The 16,072-nt window shown below is 65.7% G+C and carries 4 protein-coding genes; 2 read left to right on the top strand and 2 right to left on the bottom strand.

The genetic code is table 11. The annotated features are described in order from the left end of the window. Window positions 1-29: 29 nt before the first annotated feature. The gene (locus MESCI_RS15470; protein WP_013530881.1) at window positions 30-6,083 is read right to left on the bottom strand and encodes a translocation/assembly module TamB domain-containing protein; all 6,054 of its coding nucleotides are present in this window, start codon (window positions 6,081-6,083) and stop codon (window positions 30-32) included. A 3-nt stretch (window positions 6,084-6,086) separates the two neighbouring features. Next, window positions 6,087-8,015, bottom strand: coding sequence for an autotransporter assembly complex protein TamA (locus tag MESCI_RS15465; protein WP_013530880.1), 1,929 nt, complete (start codon window positions 8,013-8,015; stop codon window positions 6,087-6,089). Window positions 8,016-8,287: 272 nt separating this feature from the next. Between MESCI_RS15465 and MESCI_RS15460 the strand changes: the two genes are divergently transcribed. Together MESCI_RS15460 and pbpC are read left to right on the top strand one after the other, a co-directional pair. Further along, a complete protein-coding gene (locus MESCI_RS15460; RefSeq protein ID WP_013530879.1) occupies window positions 8,288-13,786 on the top strand; it encodes an alpha-2-macroglobulin family protein in 5,499 nt (1,832 codons plus the stop codon). 174 nt (window positions 13,787-13,960) lie between these two features. Further along, complete coding sequence (pbpC, locus tag MESCI_RS15455) at window positions 13,961-16,042, top strand: penicillin-binding protein 1C (protein ID WP_013530878.1); 2,082 nt, start codon at window positions 13,961-13,963, stop codon at window positions 16,040-16,042. Window positions 16,043-16,072: the final 30 nt, after the last annotated feature.

Raw genomic sequence — 16,072 nt, 5'->3', positions numbered from 1 at the left:
ACCATGAGGCCAAAAGCCCCGCCGGACTGTCAGTATTCCTTCTCGTAGAAGATGCCGCCCTTGGCTTCGCCGGCATCGTTGGCCTCGCCGCGCAGCTTGACGCCGCGCCCGACATTGAGGTCGATCGTTGCCTTGCCCGAGCCAGGCTTGTCGCCCTTCTGGATGGTGACATAGGTGCGGTCGTTGAGGTATTTGCCGGCCGAAACCGCCGTGCCGCCCTGGTCGTCGGTGGTGACGTCGAGATCGTCGACGCCAATGGCGCTGCGCAGGTTTTCCAGCAGCGACGTCGAGCCGCCGACGCCGGCCAGCTGCCCCGCCGCTTCGGCGAGCTGGGCGATCTGCAGCGGCGACAGGTTCGACATCGAGCGGCCGAAGATCAATTGCGCCAGCACCTCATCCTCGGGCAGCGCCGGCACCGAGGAGAAGGTGAACTTCGGATTGGTCGCTTCGCCCGACACCACGATGGTGACGGTGGCGCTGGTCGTCGTTGTGGTCGCCGTCAAATTGAGATAGGGCACCAGCGAGCCGGAAAACCCGACCGTGCCTTCGGTGAAGGTCAGCCGCTTGCCGAGGATCGACAGTCGTCCGCGCTGCAAGGTGAAGGTGCCGACCGCTTGCGGCGACGAGGCCGGGCCGGTCAGCTTCAGCGAGCCGCCAAGTTCGGCATCAACGCCCCTGCCCTGGATGAAGATCTGATTCGGCGCGTTGACCGTGACATCGAGCGCAAGGCCGCTACCGCCGCCCTTGCCGCTGGTCGTCGGCGGCCGCAGCGCCTTGTCCTGCGCCTTGACCGCGCCCGGCGCGTTCTTGTGCTTGACGTCGAGCGCCGCCAGCGAGCCCGGCAATTTGTCGGGAACGGTGATCACCGTCTTGGCGAGATTGACGGTGCCGGCGATGACCGGTGCGGAGGTCAGCGGTCCCTTGATCGTCAGGTCGCCGCCGAGATTGGCGGTCACCACCCTGCCGTCCGTATAGCGGCCGTCGACCAGCTTGATCGACAGGTCGGCCGGGAAACCCTGCGCCGGGTTGATGCCGACCGTGCCGCTGGCCGACAGGCTGCCGCGCGTCGACAGCGTTCCGGTCAGCCGGTTGATCCTGGCGACGCCGCCGGCAATCGAGACATCGGCGGCGAGATCGTTGACGGCGAGGCCGGAGCGCGCATCGACAAGGCGCGCACCCGAGGTGCTGATGCTGCCGCCGATGACGGGCGATGTCGCCGGACCGCGCACCTGCACGTTGACATTGGCGGTTCCAGACAAAGACAGGCCCTGCGCGGCCAGCTTCTGGCTGAGCAGGCCGAACGGCACGACGCCATTGAAGTCGAGCACCAGTGACGGCGTGCCGGCCGTCGTCACGGTGCCGCCGCCCTTGAGGCCAAGGCCGGCGCCATCGCCGACATTGGCATTGAAGGTCAGCTTGTTGCCGCCGAAGGTGCCCGACGAGGAGACACTCACCGCACCGACACCGGCACCGCGCGTCTGCGAGGTCTGCACGCCGGCCGCGTCGAGGTTGAAGGCAATGGCGGGGTTCGCCGGCGTACCCGTCACCTTGACCGTGCCTGAGATCGAACCGGCGGCGTCGAGCCCCGGCGAGAAACTGTTGGCGAGCGACATCGGCACCCGCGCCAGCGTCGCATTGATGTCGAGCGCCGTGCCGACCTTGCCGGTCACCGTCGCCGTACCACCGCCAAGGTTGAGCACGAGCCGGTCCAGCGTCGTCATGCCGTTGACGATGCTGACGGTCGAGGCCTGGGCAATGGCCGCCTTGATGCCTTGTACGGTCGCCTGGCCGGAGGCAAGCTCGATGGTCGTCGTGCCGTTGGCCACTTTCACCCGGCCGGCGGCCTGTGCCGGAATGCCCTTGACGGTTGCGCCGCCGGAGAAGCCGGTCCAGTCGCCGTCGCGCTTCAAGTCGACATCGATGCCGCTGATCACGGTGCCGCCCGACGTGACGGTGTCGGCGCGAATCTTTCCGGAGATCACGGGCGCCGCCAGATAGTTGGCGACCAGCGCATCGATCGAGACGGCTTTCGCCTGCAGGTCGCCGCGCGTAATCGATGCTGTCGCCGCCTTGATTGCGACCTGTGGCGCATTGCCGTTCTTCGAAAAGGCGATCGTGCCGCGCACATCGCCTTCGGCCTTCTCCAGGGCAAGTGCTGCCAGCGGGCCGATATCGGGCAGGTCGAGCGCGATGGTGCCGACCGGCACGAACTTTTCATCCAGCGCCAGATCGCCGGAAATCCTGTTCTTGCCGAGCGACAGCAGCAGGCCATTGATGGCGCTCTTGCCGTCCGCCGTCGCCAGCACCGCACTGCCTTGCAGCGCCTGGCCGGCGACATTGCCGGTCAGCTGCACATTCGCCGCCGGATTGGCGGCATCGGCCTTGCCGGTGGCGGTCAGCTTCAGCCCGGTGATCTCTCGCGCCGCCACGAGAAGGCGGTCGCTGTCGATGGTCAACGACAGGTCCGGCGCCGCGGCCGGGCCCTGCGCGTTCAACGCAAAAGCGATGGCGCCCTTGGCGTCTTTCGACAGCAGCGAGATGTCGCTCAGCGCACCCTTGATGTCGGCGGCCACCTTGTTGTCGGCAAGGCTGGCTTGCCCGTCTGCGGTCAGCGCGCCCGAGGTCAGCTTCAATCCGCCTATATTGATACTGCCGTTGGGGTCGCGCTTCAGCGTGGCGCTGATCTCAGCGCGTTCGCCAAGCATGCCGCGCGCCGCCGCCGGCAGGGCCGACGATGGGGCATCCGCCTTCAGATTGAGGTCGATGGCACCGTCACGCAGCGATACCTGGCCGGCAACTTGGCTGTTCAGCGCATCGCTCTTGAGCGAGCCGCTGTCTATGGCAACCGCATCGGCTGTCAGGCGACCGCTGAGCGCCGCCGTGACCTTGCCGGCGATCAGCGGCGCAATCACCGGATTGTCGAGACCGACCTTGTCCACCGACACTGTGCCGGAAACTGGCCCTGCGCGGTTCTTGAGATCGAACGCATCCGAGTGCAACGCCAGGGCAAGCCCGTCCACCCTCGCTGGACTGGTGACGATCGAGGGCAGGATCGCAGAGACATCCAGGCGGGCCCGCGTGCTCTCGCCCGCCACCTTTGCCGACAAGGACCGGATTTCGATCTTGACTGGGCTCTCGGCGCTGCCGACAGTCAGGGGCAGGCTGGGGCCGGATGAGATGAGATCGAGCGCAAAATCGCTGGCGCCGTTCGGATTGAGGGTGCCGGTCGCCTTGCCGGAAATCTTGTCGCCGGTCAGCGTCGCCTGATCGAGCACAACACCGCCAGCCAAGGTGTAACTGCCTGCCGCGTCGACAGCCAGCGGCCCGAGCCCGGCCTGCCGGGTCTGGCTGGTTTCGATACCGGCCAGTTGCGCATTGAAGCGGACATCGGGAGCGGCCGGCGGCCCGGTCACTCCAGCCGTGCCGCTGAGCGTGCCGACAGCGTCGAGGCCGGGCGAAAATTCATTGGCGAGCGCCGCGGGCAGTGCCGAAAATTGCGCCGCGAGGTCGAGCGTCTGACCGGCAGTGCCCGACAGCGTCACCGAACCGCCGCCGACATCGAGCGCCAGTTTCTCGATGCTGGCCGTGCCGTTGGCGATGCTCAGTGTCGACGCCTGAGCGATTGCGGCCTTGATGCCGCGAACCGTCGCCTCGCCCGAGGTAATCTCGACGCTCGTCTTGCCGTCGGCGATCTTCACCCGGCCGGCAGCGGTCGCCGGAATGCCCGCTATGGTGGCGCCGCCGGTGAAATTGGTCCAATCGCCGTCGCGCTTCAGGTCGACGCCGATGCCGCTGATTTCGGTGGTTCCGGAAGTGACGCTGTCAGCCTTTATCGAACCGGCGATCGCCAGCGCCTTGAGATAATTGGCGATCAGCGCATTGACGGTGATGGCCTTGGCCGTCACGTCGCCACGCGCGATCGAAGTGCTCTTCGCATCGATCGCGACGGAGGGCGCGTCGCCCTCCTTGGCAAAGCCGATGGTGCCGTCGATGTCGCCCGTCACCGCCTGGCCGGCCAGTGCGGCCAACTGGTCGATAGCGGGCGCGTCGAGCGTCAGCGTACCGAGCGGCATGTACGTGTCGTCCAGCGCGAGATCGCCCGAGACCTTGTTGTCGCCCAGCGAGACCAGGAATCCGTTGATCGAACGCTTGCCCTCGCTTGTCACCAGTGCTGCCTTGATATCGAGCGGCTGGTCGTTGACGGAGCCGGTCAGCGATACGTTGGCGGCGGGACTGGTGATATCGGCCTTGCCGCTCGCCGTCAGCTTGATGCTCTTCACCGTGCGGCCCGATGCCGTCAGGCTGTCGCTGTCGGCGGTAACGGTGAAATCCGGCGCCGTCATCGCGCCGCTTGCCGACAGCGCGAAATCGACGCCACCGGCAACCGGCACGCCGACTGTCGGCGACAGCACGGAAACGTCGCCCAATTTGCCCTTGATGTCGGCCTGGATGTCGGTGCCCTGCATGCTGGCCGTGCCGGCGGCGCTGAGCGTGCCGGACGTGAATTCGATCGAGTTGGCGGCGAAGGATCCCTGCGGATCGCGGGCCGCGGTGGCCGAGAATTTCACCCGGGCGCCAAGCACCGAGGCGATCTGCGGCGGAAAGGCCGTCGCCACGGCATCCGCGTTCATCTTCAGCTGCATCGACAGGTCGGCAAGCGCCACCGTCGCCGTCAGAGAGGCGTTGAGCGCGTCGGAGCGCAGCGTGCCCTGGTCGATGGCAATGGCATCCTTGCTGACCGACCCGGCCAGATCGACATCGATCTTGCCGGTGATCAGCGGCGCCAGCGTCGCCACGTCGGTGTTGAGGCCACCCGCCTGCAGCTTGACGGTGACCGGCCCGGCGCGGTTCTGGATGTCAAAGCCGTCGGAATGGATCTGCGCCGCCAGATCATCCAGCCGCGTGCCGCCAGCAACGATGGAGACGAAGGAGGCGCCGATGTCGATGATCGGTGCCTTGCCGTCGCCGAAGGCGCGGGCGGTGGCATTGCTGATCGCCAGCGTGATCGGTTGCGCCTTGCTGCCGACGCTGATCACAACGGGCGGACCCTTGGCGGCGAGTTCGATCGAGAGGTCGCTGGCGCCGGCAGGATCGACAATGCCGGTCGCGGTGCCGTGCACCGCATCGCTGTCGATGTTGGCGCGGTCGACACTGACGCCACCGGCCGATGTGGCGGTGCCGGCGACATCGAAGCTGGTCTTGCCGGCAAACAGCGGCTTGAGATTCTCAGGCAGGAAGCGAGCGAAATCGCCGTCGCCCTTGGCCTCAACATGATTACCCTTGTCGGTCAGTTGGTGCCGGCCTGTCAGCTGGGTGACGATCTTGCCGTCGACCGAGAACGTGCCGATGCCGTTCCAATTGGCGAGCGGCCCGGTGCCCGAGACAATTATGTCGACCGGCGGCGTATCGGGCAGCTTGAGCAGATTGGCGATGATGCCGCCTGCCGGCTCCGAGGCCTTGAGGTCAAGATCGAGCCTGTTGTCCGCCGGCGCAAAGTGGATCTTGGCATCGACATTGCCTTGCTTGCCGTCATGGCGGGTGACGTTGAGCACCGTCTCGACCGCCAGCGGCGCGGCGTCGGCCTTGAGCATGCCCCTGGCGGCAAGTTCGGCGATGCCGCTGCCGGCCAGTTGCTGGCCAAGCGCGATCTCGGGCAGGTCGATCTGCTTGATGTCGATGGAAACCGGCAGCGTCGTCGTGCCGCCTCTCGGCGCCGGCTGCGTGCTGGCCACCGGCAACCGGGCGAGTTCTATGCGCTCGGCAGCGATGCGGTCGGCGCTGAAGTTTTTCGACAGCAGCGCCAGCGGCGACCAGTCGACGGCCACCTTGCGCGCCACCAGCCAGGCACCCTCGCGATCCTCCAGCACGACATGGTCGACGCTGAGGGCTCCCGACCAGATGCCGTCTATGCCGCTGACCGTGATCTTGCGGTCGTCGGTCGATGCCAGCCGCGAAATGATGCCGGCGAGATTGTCGCGGCCGCGCTCGGTCTTGGTTAGCACCACCAGCGCGCCGATCGCTCCCGCAATCACGATCAGCAGGGTGTAGAGAACAATGCGGAGGATGCGCCAGACTGTTTTCATCGCTCAGAATGCCTGTCCGATGCCGGCATAGATGCCGAAATGCGGATCGCCCGGATCGCGGTTGAGCGGCACGGCCGCGTCGATGCGCAGCGGCCCGAACGGCGTGACATAGCGCAGGCCGACGCCGGCGCCGACCTTGACATCGGAGAAATCGGGAACCGATTTGGTCGACACGGTGCCGGCATCGACGAACGGCACGATGCCGATCGTATCGGTGATGGCGATGCGCATCTCGACCGAGGTTTCGAAGAAGGACAGGCCGCCGATCGGCTGGCCGGTGAAATCCTTCGGACCGATGCCCTGATAGGCGTAGCCGCGCACCGAACCGCCGCCGCCGGAATAGAAGCGCCGGTCGGCCGGCACATTCTGAAGCCCGGTGCCGACGATCGACCCGATGGCGACACGTTCGGCCAGCACGAACTTGGAAGCCGAATCCAGCGACTGATAGGCCGATCCCTCGCCCTTGAGCTTCAGGAAGGCCGCACCATTCAAAATGTCGTAGCTCGGCTCGGCATAGGCCAGCACCCGGAAGCCGCTGGTCGGGTTCAGGCGGTTGTCCCTGTTGTCGTAGACATATTGCAGCGGAATGCTGGCGATCAGGTATTTGTGCTTGCCGAAAGCGTCGTGGATGCGGGAATAGTCGAGCGCCACCTCGGCGGAAACCGTCTGCTTCTTGGTCAGTTCGTAGGACAGGCCGGCGCTGCCCTTGACCGAGAAATGGTCATAGGCATCAGGATGTTCGAGCACCGTCTTGACGCCGGCGAAGAACTTCGATGCCGGTCCGATCACACCGGGTTTCTCGAACATGATGCCGGCATTGTAGTTGAGTTCGCCGAGATCGTTGCTGCCGATGCCGCTGATCTTGCCATCGATGCGCAGCTTCTCGGCCCGGCCGAACAAATTGCGGTGGCCCCAATAGCCCTCAAGGCCCAGCCCCTCGGTGTTGGAAAAAGTGCCGCCAACGCCGAAATAGCGTGGCTTGCGCTCGCTGACCTGGACGCCGATCGGAATGTTGCCGTCGGCATCGAGCTTGTCGGCTTCCTTGAACGTCACGCTGTTGAAGACCTCGAGCGCCAGCAACCGGTCGCGCGCGTCGTCGATCTCTTGCGGCGAGTATTGCCGGCCGCGCTTGAGGCCGGTCATGTATTCGGTGAAGTCGCGGTCGACCTTCTCGGTGCCTTCCACGGTGGTCGGGCCATAGCCGGCGACCGGTCCGGCGGCGACCGTCAGCGTCACGTCGAGCGTCGAGGTGGCATGGTCGGCGACGATCTGGCGGTCCGTCACCTCTGCCAGCGGCCTGCCTTGCTCCTTCAGCGTCCGCACGATCAGCGCCTCGGCCTTGAGCACTGCGCCGGATCCGGCGTCGCCGCCTGATATCAGGCCATAATCGGCGCTCATCAGTCCTGCCGCGTCGCCTTGCAGCCTGATATTGCCCAAGGTGAATTTCGGCCCGGTAGCAATGTCGATCGCCACGGGAACCGGCTGCGGACCCTTGAATTCGGCATCCGGCGGCAAATCGTCGAGCGCCTTGCCGTCGATGGTGACGGTGACGACGCCTTCGTAGCGGGCATCGGCATAGAGCGCGGCGACAAGCTGTTCGCGGTCGCTGCGCGCCTTGGCCATCAGCCCGAGCGAGCCTGAAACCGGACGCTCCTCGTCGCTCTTCAGCGCCGAGGCATTTTCGAGCTTCTTGACCAGGTCCTTGTCGGCGTCGGGGGCATTGATGGTCACGGCGTAGCGCAGCGGATCGACGATGTCGGCATCCTCGTCGCTGGACGATCCCCACAGCTTGATGCCGAAAAGCTCGAAAGCGGCCGCCGGGGGCGATTCGGCGACGAGCACGGTCGAGCACATCATGGCCAGCAGCAGGGCGCGCGGAAGCGCACGCCCTGGCGCGAGACCTCCTGACATCTGCTCTTCATGCGCCAGCATTAAGACAACCTAGGTTACAAAACTAAAATTGGAATGAAGTTCTGAAGCGCTCGTAAAGGGGCCACAATCCAATTGTCTGAAATAGGACGGGCTTGGAATTCACACCTTTTGCGTCGCCGCAAGAAAGCGTGATCCCCTGTCCTATGGAGGTACTACCGGTCATCGACCGGAAAGGAAACCGTTGGCAGGCGGACCCCTGCCGCGTCCTTGTGTTGACAAGCCTGACTGAAGCTTGATCATGCCCGGACGTCAGCTGTGTCTGGAGGGGTGTTATGGCAATGCGCGCGGCTCGTGGTCTTTCGATTCTGATTCTCCTGTTTTTTGCCTGGGCCAATGTCCTGGCCTGGAGCAGCGTCTCGCAGGCGGCCGAAGCCCGGCGTATCGCGACAACGGACAATTCCGATTATTTCGGCTTTGATCTCAGGTCCGACCAGAATGTGACAATCGACCAGTGCAAGACGACATGCCTGGGAGACCCGGCCTGCCGCGCCTTCACCTACAATAAAAAGGCCAAATGGTGCTTCCTCAAATCCGACTACAACCAGTTGAAAACCTTCAATGGCGCGGTCGCCGGCAAGGTCGTCAACATCGATGGCGATCCTGATATCGGCGCGCCGCCGGAACTCGCCTTCTTCCCCAACTGGATGGCCGACCAGGCCCAGCAATACCGCAACAAGCTGCTCGGCCCGGCCTATGACAAGCCGACAGAAGGCATGGCTGCCTTGCTGAGTGCCGCCGAACAGGCCGTGCTGACCGGCGACCACCGCTCCGCCATGCTGAAATACGAGGCCGCTGTCTCGGTACTGCCCGATGATGGCCAGCTCTGGCTCAACCTGGCGCGTGAAACGCTGGCCGTGCAGCCCGCCGCCAGCACATCCGAAGCTTCCACTTTGCCGACGAACGGCACTTCGGCCGCATTCAATGCCTATAAACTACTGCGCACCACCAAGACGCGCGCCGAAGTGCTGGCGCTGCTCGGCAACGGCCTCGACAAGCGCGATCTCTACCGGCCGGCGCTACAGGCCTATGAGGCGAGCCTTGCCCTGAACCCGTCGCCGGCGGTCCAGGCCGACTATGCCGATCTGAAGGCGCGCAAGGGTTTCCGCGTTATCGACCACACCATCGACGCCGACACCAGCGCGCCGCGCATCTGCGCGCAATTCTCCGAGGATCTGGTCAAGACCGGCGTCGATTACGCGCAATTCGTCACCGTCGACAATGCACCGCCCAAGGGCGTCCAGGCCAAGGACAAGCAGATCTGCGTCGAAGGGCTGGAGCATGGCCAGCACTACGACGTCACCTTCCGCGCCGGCCTGCCGGCGGCAATCGGCGAAGTGACCGCGGCACCCGTGGTGCTGTCGATCTATGTCCAGGACCGCGCACCGTCCGCCCGCTTCACCGGTGATAGCTTCGTGCTGCCGGCCGGCGCGCGCCGTGGCATTCCGATCGTTACCGTCAACATGAACGCTGCCGAGATGAAGCTCTATCGCATCGGCGATCGTTCGCTCGCCCAGCTTCTGTCGGGCTACCAGTTCCTGCACCAGCTGGACGGCTATGACATCTCCAACATTTCCGAGCAGATGGGCGCGCCGGTCTGGCAAGGCCAGCTCGACATCGCCAATGACCTCAACAAGGAGGTCACCACCTCCTTCCCGGTCGACCAGGCGGTGCCGCAGCGCAAGCCCGGCGTCTACGTGCTGACCGCCCAGGCCGTCAACGACAAGAGCGACGACTACAACTCGATGGCCACGCAATGGTTCGTCGTCTCCGACATCGGCCTGTCGACCTATACCGGTCAGGACGGGCTCAATGTCTTTGCCCGTTCGCTGGGCAGCGCCAAGCCGATCGCCGGCGCCGAACTGACGCTGGTCGCCAGGAACAATGAGGTTCTGGGCACGGCGACGTCGGATGCCGACGGCCATGCCGTCTTCAACCCCGGCCTGACGCGCGGCGACGGCGGCATGGTGCCGGCCGTGCTGATGGCAAAGCAGGGCGACAATGACTTCGTCTTCCTCGACATGGGCCGGGCCGGCTTCGACCTGTCCGACCGCGGCGTCACCGGGCGCGCGGCGCCAGGTGCGCTCGACGTCTATGCCTGGACCGAACGCGGTATCTACCGCGCCGGCGAGGATGTTCATGTCGCCGCACTTGCTCGCGACGGTGCCGCCAAGGCGGTCGAAAACCTGCCGTTGACCTTCATCTTCTCGCGCCCCGACGGCGTCGAGGACCGCCGTATCGTCAGCGACGGCGCATCGGCCGGCGGCCATGCCGTCGACCTGCCGCTCGCCCCCAACGCCATGCGCGGCACCTGGTCGGTGTCGATCTACACCGATCCCAAGCAGCCCGCGGTGGCCAGCCAGATGTTCCTGGTCGAGGATTTCGTGCCGGATCGCATCGAATTCGACATGAAGGCCGACAAGCAGGAAATCGCCCAAGGCGAAACCGCCAACATCGACATTGACGGCCGCTTCCTCTATGGCGCGCCGGCAGCAGGCTTGGCGCTGGAAGGCGAGCTGACGCTGTCGACGTCGCGCGACTGGGACCGTTTCCAGGGCTTTTCCTTCGGTCTCGCCGACGAGCAGTCGGCCGAACCCACGGTCACCCCCCTCGCCGATCTGCCGGTGGTTGGCGATGACGGCAAGGTGACCTTCCCGGTCTCCGTCGACCAACTGCCCTCGACCACCAAGCTGGTCGACGCCAAGGTGACGGTCAGGATGCGTGAAACCGGCGGCCGCGCCATCGAGCGCTCGCTCAACATCGGCATCCGCCCGCAGGGCCATATGATCGGCATTCGTCCGGATTTCGCCGACAATGAAGTGCCGCAGGGCGGCACGGCCAAGTTCAGCCTGATCGCCGTCGATCCCGACGGCAAGCGTGAGGCGCTGAAAGGCGCGCAATGGACGCTGGTCAAGGTCGAACGCAATTACCAGTGGTACCGCTCCAACAATTCGTGGAATTACGAGCCGGTGACCTTCACCAAGTCGATCGCCAACGGCCAGGTCGACCTCAACGCCGACGGCGACGCAACGGTCTCCGTGCCGGTCGATTGGGGTCAGTACAGGCTCGAGGTTGAAACCGCCGATCCCGAAGGACCGGCGACCAGCTACGAGTTCGACGCCGGCTGGTATGTCTCCTCGACCACCACCGAAACGCCTGACGGCCTCGAAATCGCCCTCGACAAGGACAATTATGCCGCCGGCGAAGTGGCCAAGCTGAAAATCTCGCCGCATTTTGCCGGCGAACTCTTGATCAACATCGGCTCCGACAAGCTGTTGAAGACCATCACGGCGTCAGTGCCGGCCGGCGGCAGCACCGTCGACATTCCGGTCGGCGACGACTGGGGCGCCGGCGCCTATGTCACCGCAACCCTGTTCCGGCCGGGCGATGCGCAGGAGACGCGCATGCCGGCCCGCGCCATCGGCGTGAAATGGCTGAAGGTCGATCCGGGTTCGAAGAAGCTAGCCATCACCTTGACGCCACCGGACAAGACCATGCCGCGCCAGCAGCTGTCGATCCCGGTTTCGGTCGCCGGCGTGCAGCCGGGCAGCAATGCCTATGTCATGGTTGCCGCCGTCGATGTCGGCATCCTCAACCTGACCAGCTACAAGGCGCCGGATCCGGAGAACTGGTTCTTCGGCCAGCGCATGCTGGGCATGGAAATCCGCGACATCTACGGTCGCCTGATCGACGGTTCTCTGGGCAACGCCGGCAAGCTCAGGACCGGCGGCGACGGCGCCAACATGCAGGCGCAAGGCAGCCCGCCGACCGAAAAGCTGGTCGCCTTCTTCTCCGGCGTCGTCGAGCTTGACGCCGACGGCAAGGCGCGGGTCGACTTCGACATCCCGCAGTTCAACGGCACCGTGCGCGTCATGGCCGTCGCCTGGACCAAGGACGCGGTCGGCCACGCCCAGTCCGACGTGATCGTGCGCGATCCCGTGGTCATCACCGCCGGCCTGCCGCGCTTCCTGGCGCCTGGTGACGCCGCCGTTATGCGCCTCGACGTCGCCGACACCGATGGTCCGGCCGGCGACTATGCGTTCTCGATCGAAACGACGGGCGACCTGTCGACGGGCGACAAGCCCCTGCCCCAGAAGCTGACGCTCGCCCAGGGCAAGCGCCAGACGCTAACCGTGCCGCTGATCGCTCAGACGGCCGGCAATGCCTCGCTCACCATCAAGCTTGCCCATGCCGACGGCACCAAGGTCGAGCAGACGCTCTATGTGCCGGTGCGCCCGGCGCAATTACCGGTCACCACCCGCCTGGTGGTCGACCTCAAGGGCGATGGCGGCGCGCTTCGCGTCGACAAGGAGCTGCTCGCGGCAAGCCTGCTCGACGGCGCCTCTGTCAGCGTCGGCGTTTCGCAGGCTGCCGCCTTCGACGTGCCTTCGCTGCTGATGACGCTCGACCGCTACCCCTATGGGTGCGCCGAGCAGACCACCAGCCGCGCCATGCCGCTTCTCTACGTCAATGAATTGGCGTCAGGCATCGGCATGGCCAGCGATCCAGATATCCATGGCCGCATCCAGGACGCCATCTACAAGGTTCTGAGCTATCAGGCCTCGGGCGGCAGCTTCGGCCTGTGGGGGCCGGGCTCCGGCGATCTGTGGCTCGATGCCTATGTCACCGACTTCCTGACCAGGGCGCGCGAGCAGAAATACGACGTGCCGAGCCTGGCCATGAACCAGGCGCTCAGCAACCTGCAGAACTCACTCGGCTACGACCAGAGCGTCCAGGACCGGGGCAGCGAGATCGCCTACGCCCTCTACGTTCTGGCCCGCAAAAAGAAGGCCTCGATCGGCGACCTGCGCTACTATGCGGACACGCAGCTCGAAGCTTTTTCCAGCCCGATGGCCGTTGCCCAGCTGGCGGCAAGCCTGGCGCTCTACGGCGATACACCGCGTGCGGAATCGACGTTCAAGACTGCCCTGCAGTTGGCCAAGTCGACCACCGACTACGACTACTACCGCTCCGACTACGGTTCGCGGCTGCGTGATGGCGCGGCGATGCTGGCGTTGGCGGCGGAATCCAAGCCGGTACCGACAATCGTGCCGGAGCTGATCAGGCTGGTGACCAGGGAACGCGCCGAAGCCCGCTGGACCAGCACCCAGGACGAATCCTGGATGCTGCTGGCGGCCCGCGCGCTGAAAGAAGGCAATGATACGATCACGCTGACCGTCAATGGCGCGGCACATTCCGGCGGCTACTCCGACCAGGTCGAAGGCTCTGACCTTGTCGACAGCCCGCTGACCATCGCCAACACCGGCAAGACCCCGCTGCAGGCCGTCGTCACCACGGTGGCGTCGCCGGTCCAGCCCCTGCCGGCCGGCGGCGATGGCTTCACCATCAGCCGCACCTACTACAAGCTCGACGGCACCGAGGCCAATGTCACCGAGGCGACGCAGAACGAACGCTATGTCGTCGTGCTCAAGGTCAACGAGCAGAACACATGGCCATCGCGCCTGCTGGTCACCGACCTGTTGCCGGCCGGCTTCGAGATCGACAATCCCGGCCTGGTCTCCAGCGCCCAGTTGACGAACTTCTCGTGGCTGGCGCAGACCGATGCGGCCCATCTCGAATTCCGCGACGACCGTTTCGTCGCGGCATTCAACCCGGCCGACGGCGACCACGACCACAATCTGACCCTCGCCTATGTCGTGCGCGCCGTGACGCCGGGTACCTATGCGCACCCCGCGGCAACGGTGGAAGACATGTATCGGCCGCAATACTCGGCCCGCACCGCCACCGGCATGATGGAGATCAAGGCGCCGTAAGGCGCTGATGGTGATGGACGCGATGAGCAAAGTGCCCCCTCACCCGCCCTCCGCTTCGCTCGGTCGACCTCTCCCCGAGGGGAGAGGAGACGGCCAGCGCTGGCGCCAGTCTCTTCTCCCCACCGGAGAGAAGGCGGCCGCGAAGCGGCCGGATGAGGGGGCATCTTTACTGCCATGAAGATGCTTCGCAAATTCGCTGTTGGAGCGGCAGGGTGCGCCGGCATCCTCGCCCTTTCCGCCGCGTCCCTCTGGGAACTCGACCGCGCCTTCCCGCCCCCGCTTCCGGCCGAACTCACGGTCTCCACCGAAGTCCAGGACCGCGACGGCCAGTTGTTGCGCGCCTTCGCCACGCCGGACGGCTACTGGCGGCTCGAAACCCGGCTCGACCAGGTCGACAAGCAATTCGTCGACATGCTGGTCACGTACGAAGACAAACGTTTCTGGGACCATGAGGGCGTCGACGTGCTGGCGCTGGCGCGCGCCGCCGGCCAGTTCGCCACCAGCGGCCACATCGTTTCCGGCGGCTCGACGCTTTCGATGCAGCTTGCCCGGCTGATCGAGCCGCGCGAAAGCCGCAGCCTCGGCTCCAAGATCAAGCAGATGCTGCGCGCCATCCAGATCGAACGGCGGCTGTCGAAACGCGAAATCCTCGAACGCTACCTCACGCTGGCGCCTTATGGCGGCAATCTGGAAGGCGTGCGCGCCGCCTCGCTGGCCTATTTCGGCAAGGAGCCGAAACGGCTCACCGTTTCCGAATCCGCCCTGCTCGTCGCCCTGCCGCAGCTGCCGGAAAAACGCCGGCCCGACCGCAATTTGAAGATCGCCCACGCCGCCCGCGACCGGGTGCTGACCCGCATGGTCTCTTCCGGACTGCTCGGCGAGCGCGAGGCCGCGCGTGCCGCCCTCGACGATGTCTCGGGCCTGCGCCGTACCCTGCCGGCCCTCGCTGCGCATGCAGCCTATGCGATGCTGCCCAAGGCCGTCCCCGGCCAGCCCTTGCAACTGACGATCCGCAAGAGCGTCCAGGAAGGGTTGGAACAGGTGGCGAGGGACGCCGCCACCAAGCTCGGCCCTCGCCTGTCGGTCGCCATGGTGCTGGCCGACTCCCGCACCGGCGACATTCTCGGCGAAGTCGGCTCGGCCAATTTCTTCGACGCCAACCGCTCCGGCTGGATCGACATGACAAAGATCGTCCGCTCGCCCGGCTCGACGCTGAAGCCGTTCATCTACGGTCTTGCCTTCGAACAGGGCCTGGTGGCGCAGGAGACGCTGATCGATGACAGCCCTGTCGATTTCTCCGGCTACCGGCCGAAGAATTTCGACATGGGCTACCAGGGCGATGTCAGCATCCGGCAAGCGCTGCAACTGTCGCTCAACGTGCCGGCGATCCGCGTGCTCGACGCGGTCGGGCCAACGCGGCTGATGGCGCGCTTCCGCCAGGCCGGCGTCAGCCCCATACTGCCGGTCAACGAGGCGCCGGGCCTGGCCATCGGCCTTGGCGGCGTAGGCGTCACGCTGCGCGACCTCGTCCAGCTCTACACAGGGCTCGCCAATGGCGGCAAGACGCACACGCTGCATGACGGCACCGAGCCGGCCAATGCCGAGCGCACCAGCGCCACCATCCTCGACGGTCAGGCCAACTGGCAGATCATCGACATACTGTCGGGCGTCAAGCCGCCCGAGGGTGCCCTGCAGCGCGGCATTGCCTACAAGACCGGCACGTCCTACGGGTACCGCGACGCGTGGTCGGTCGGCTTCGACGGCCGCTATGTGCTCGGTGTCTGGGTCGGCCGTCCCGACGCCGGCGCGGTGCCCGGACTGTCCGGTTATGTCTCGGCCGCTCCCATCCTGTTCGAGGGTTTTGTCCGCTCGGGCCTGGTCGCCGTCCCCTTGCCGGGCAAGCCGCCCGGACTGTTCAGCCCCAGGCGCGAGGACCTGCCGGTGACGCTCGCCCGCTTCGGCGCCGGAGCGGACGGTCTGGTGCAGGCGACAGTGACCGAACCCGCACCGACCATCATCTTCCCGCCCGACGGCGCCCGCGTCGATCTCGGCACCAATTCGGTCGACGCCTCGCCGCTGGTGCTGAAACTGCAAGGCGGCCGTGCGCCGTTCCGCTGGCTGGCCAACGGCAAGCCGCTGGTGGGCATCGACCGTCGCCGCACCGCGACCTGGCAGCCCGACGGCGCTGGATATTCGACGCTGACCGTCATCGACGCCGCGGGACGTGCGGCGAGCGTGAAGGTGTTTGTCGAATAGACGGCTGCAAGCGATTCGTGGAATTGGCTT

Origin of the sequence: Mesorhizobium ciceri biovar biserrulae WSM1271 (genome assembly GCF_000185905.1) — a bacterium.
Taxonomy (GTDB): Bacteria; Pseudomonadota; Alphaproteobacteria; order Rhizobiales; family Rhizobiaceae; genus Mesorhizobium; species Mesorhizobium ciceri.
The sequence above is the reverse complement of the archived record's forward strand: the minus strand, read 5'-3'. Positions and strand labels throughout refer to the sequence as shown.

Coding starts and splice junctions, on each gene's coding strand:
- MESCI_RS15465 (WP_013530880.1), bottom strand. CDS start 8,015: ATGCTGGCGCATGAAGAGCAGATGTCAGGAGGTCTCGCGCCAGGGCGT.
- MESCI_RS15470 (WP_013530881.1), bottom strand. CDS start 6,083: ATGAAAACAGTCTGGCGCATCCTCCGCATTGTTCTCTACACCCTGCTG.
- pbpC (WP_013530878.1), top strand. CDS start 13,961: ATGAAGATGCTTCGCAAATTCGCTGTTGGAGCGGCAGGGTGCGCCGGC.
- MESCI_RS15460 (WP_013530879.1), top strand. CDS start 8,288: ATGGCAATGCGCGCGGCTCGTGGTCTTTCGATTCTGATTCTCCTGTTT.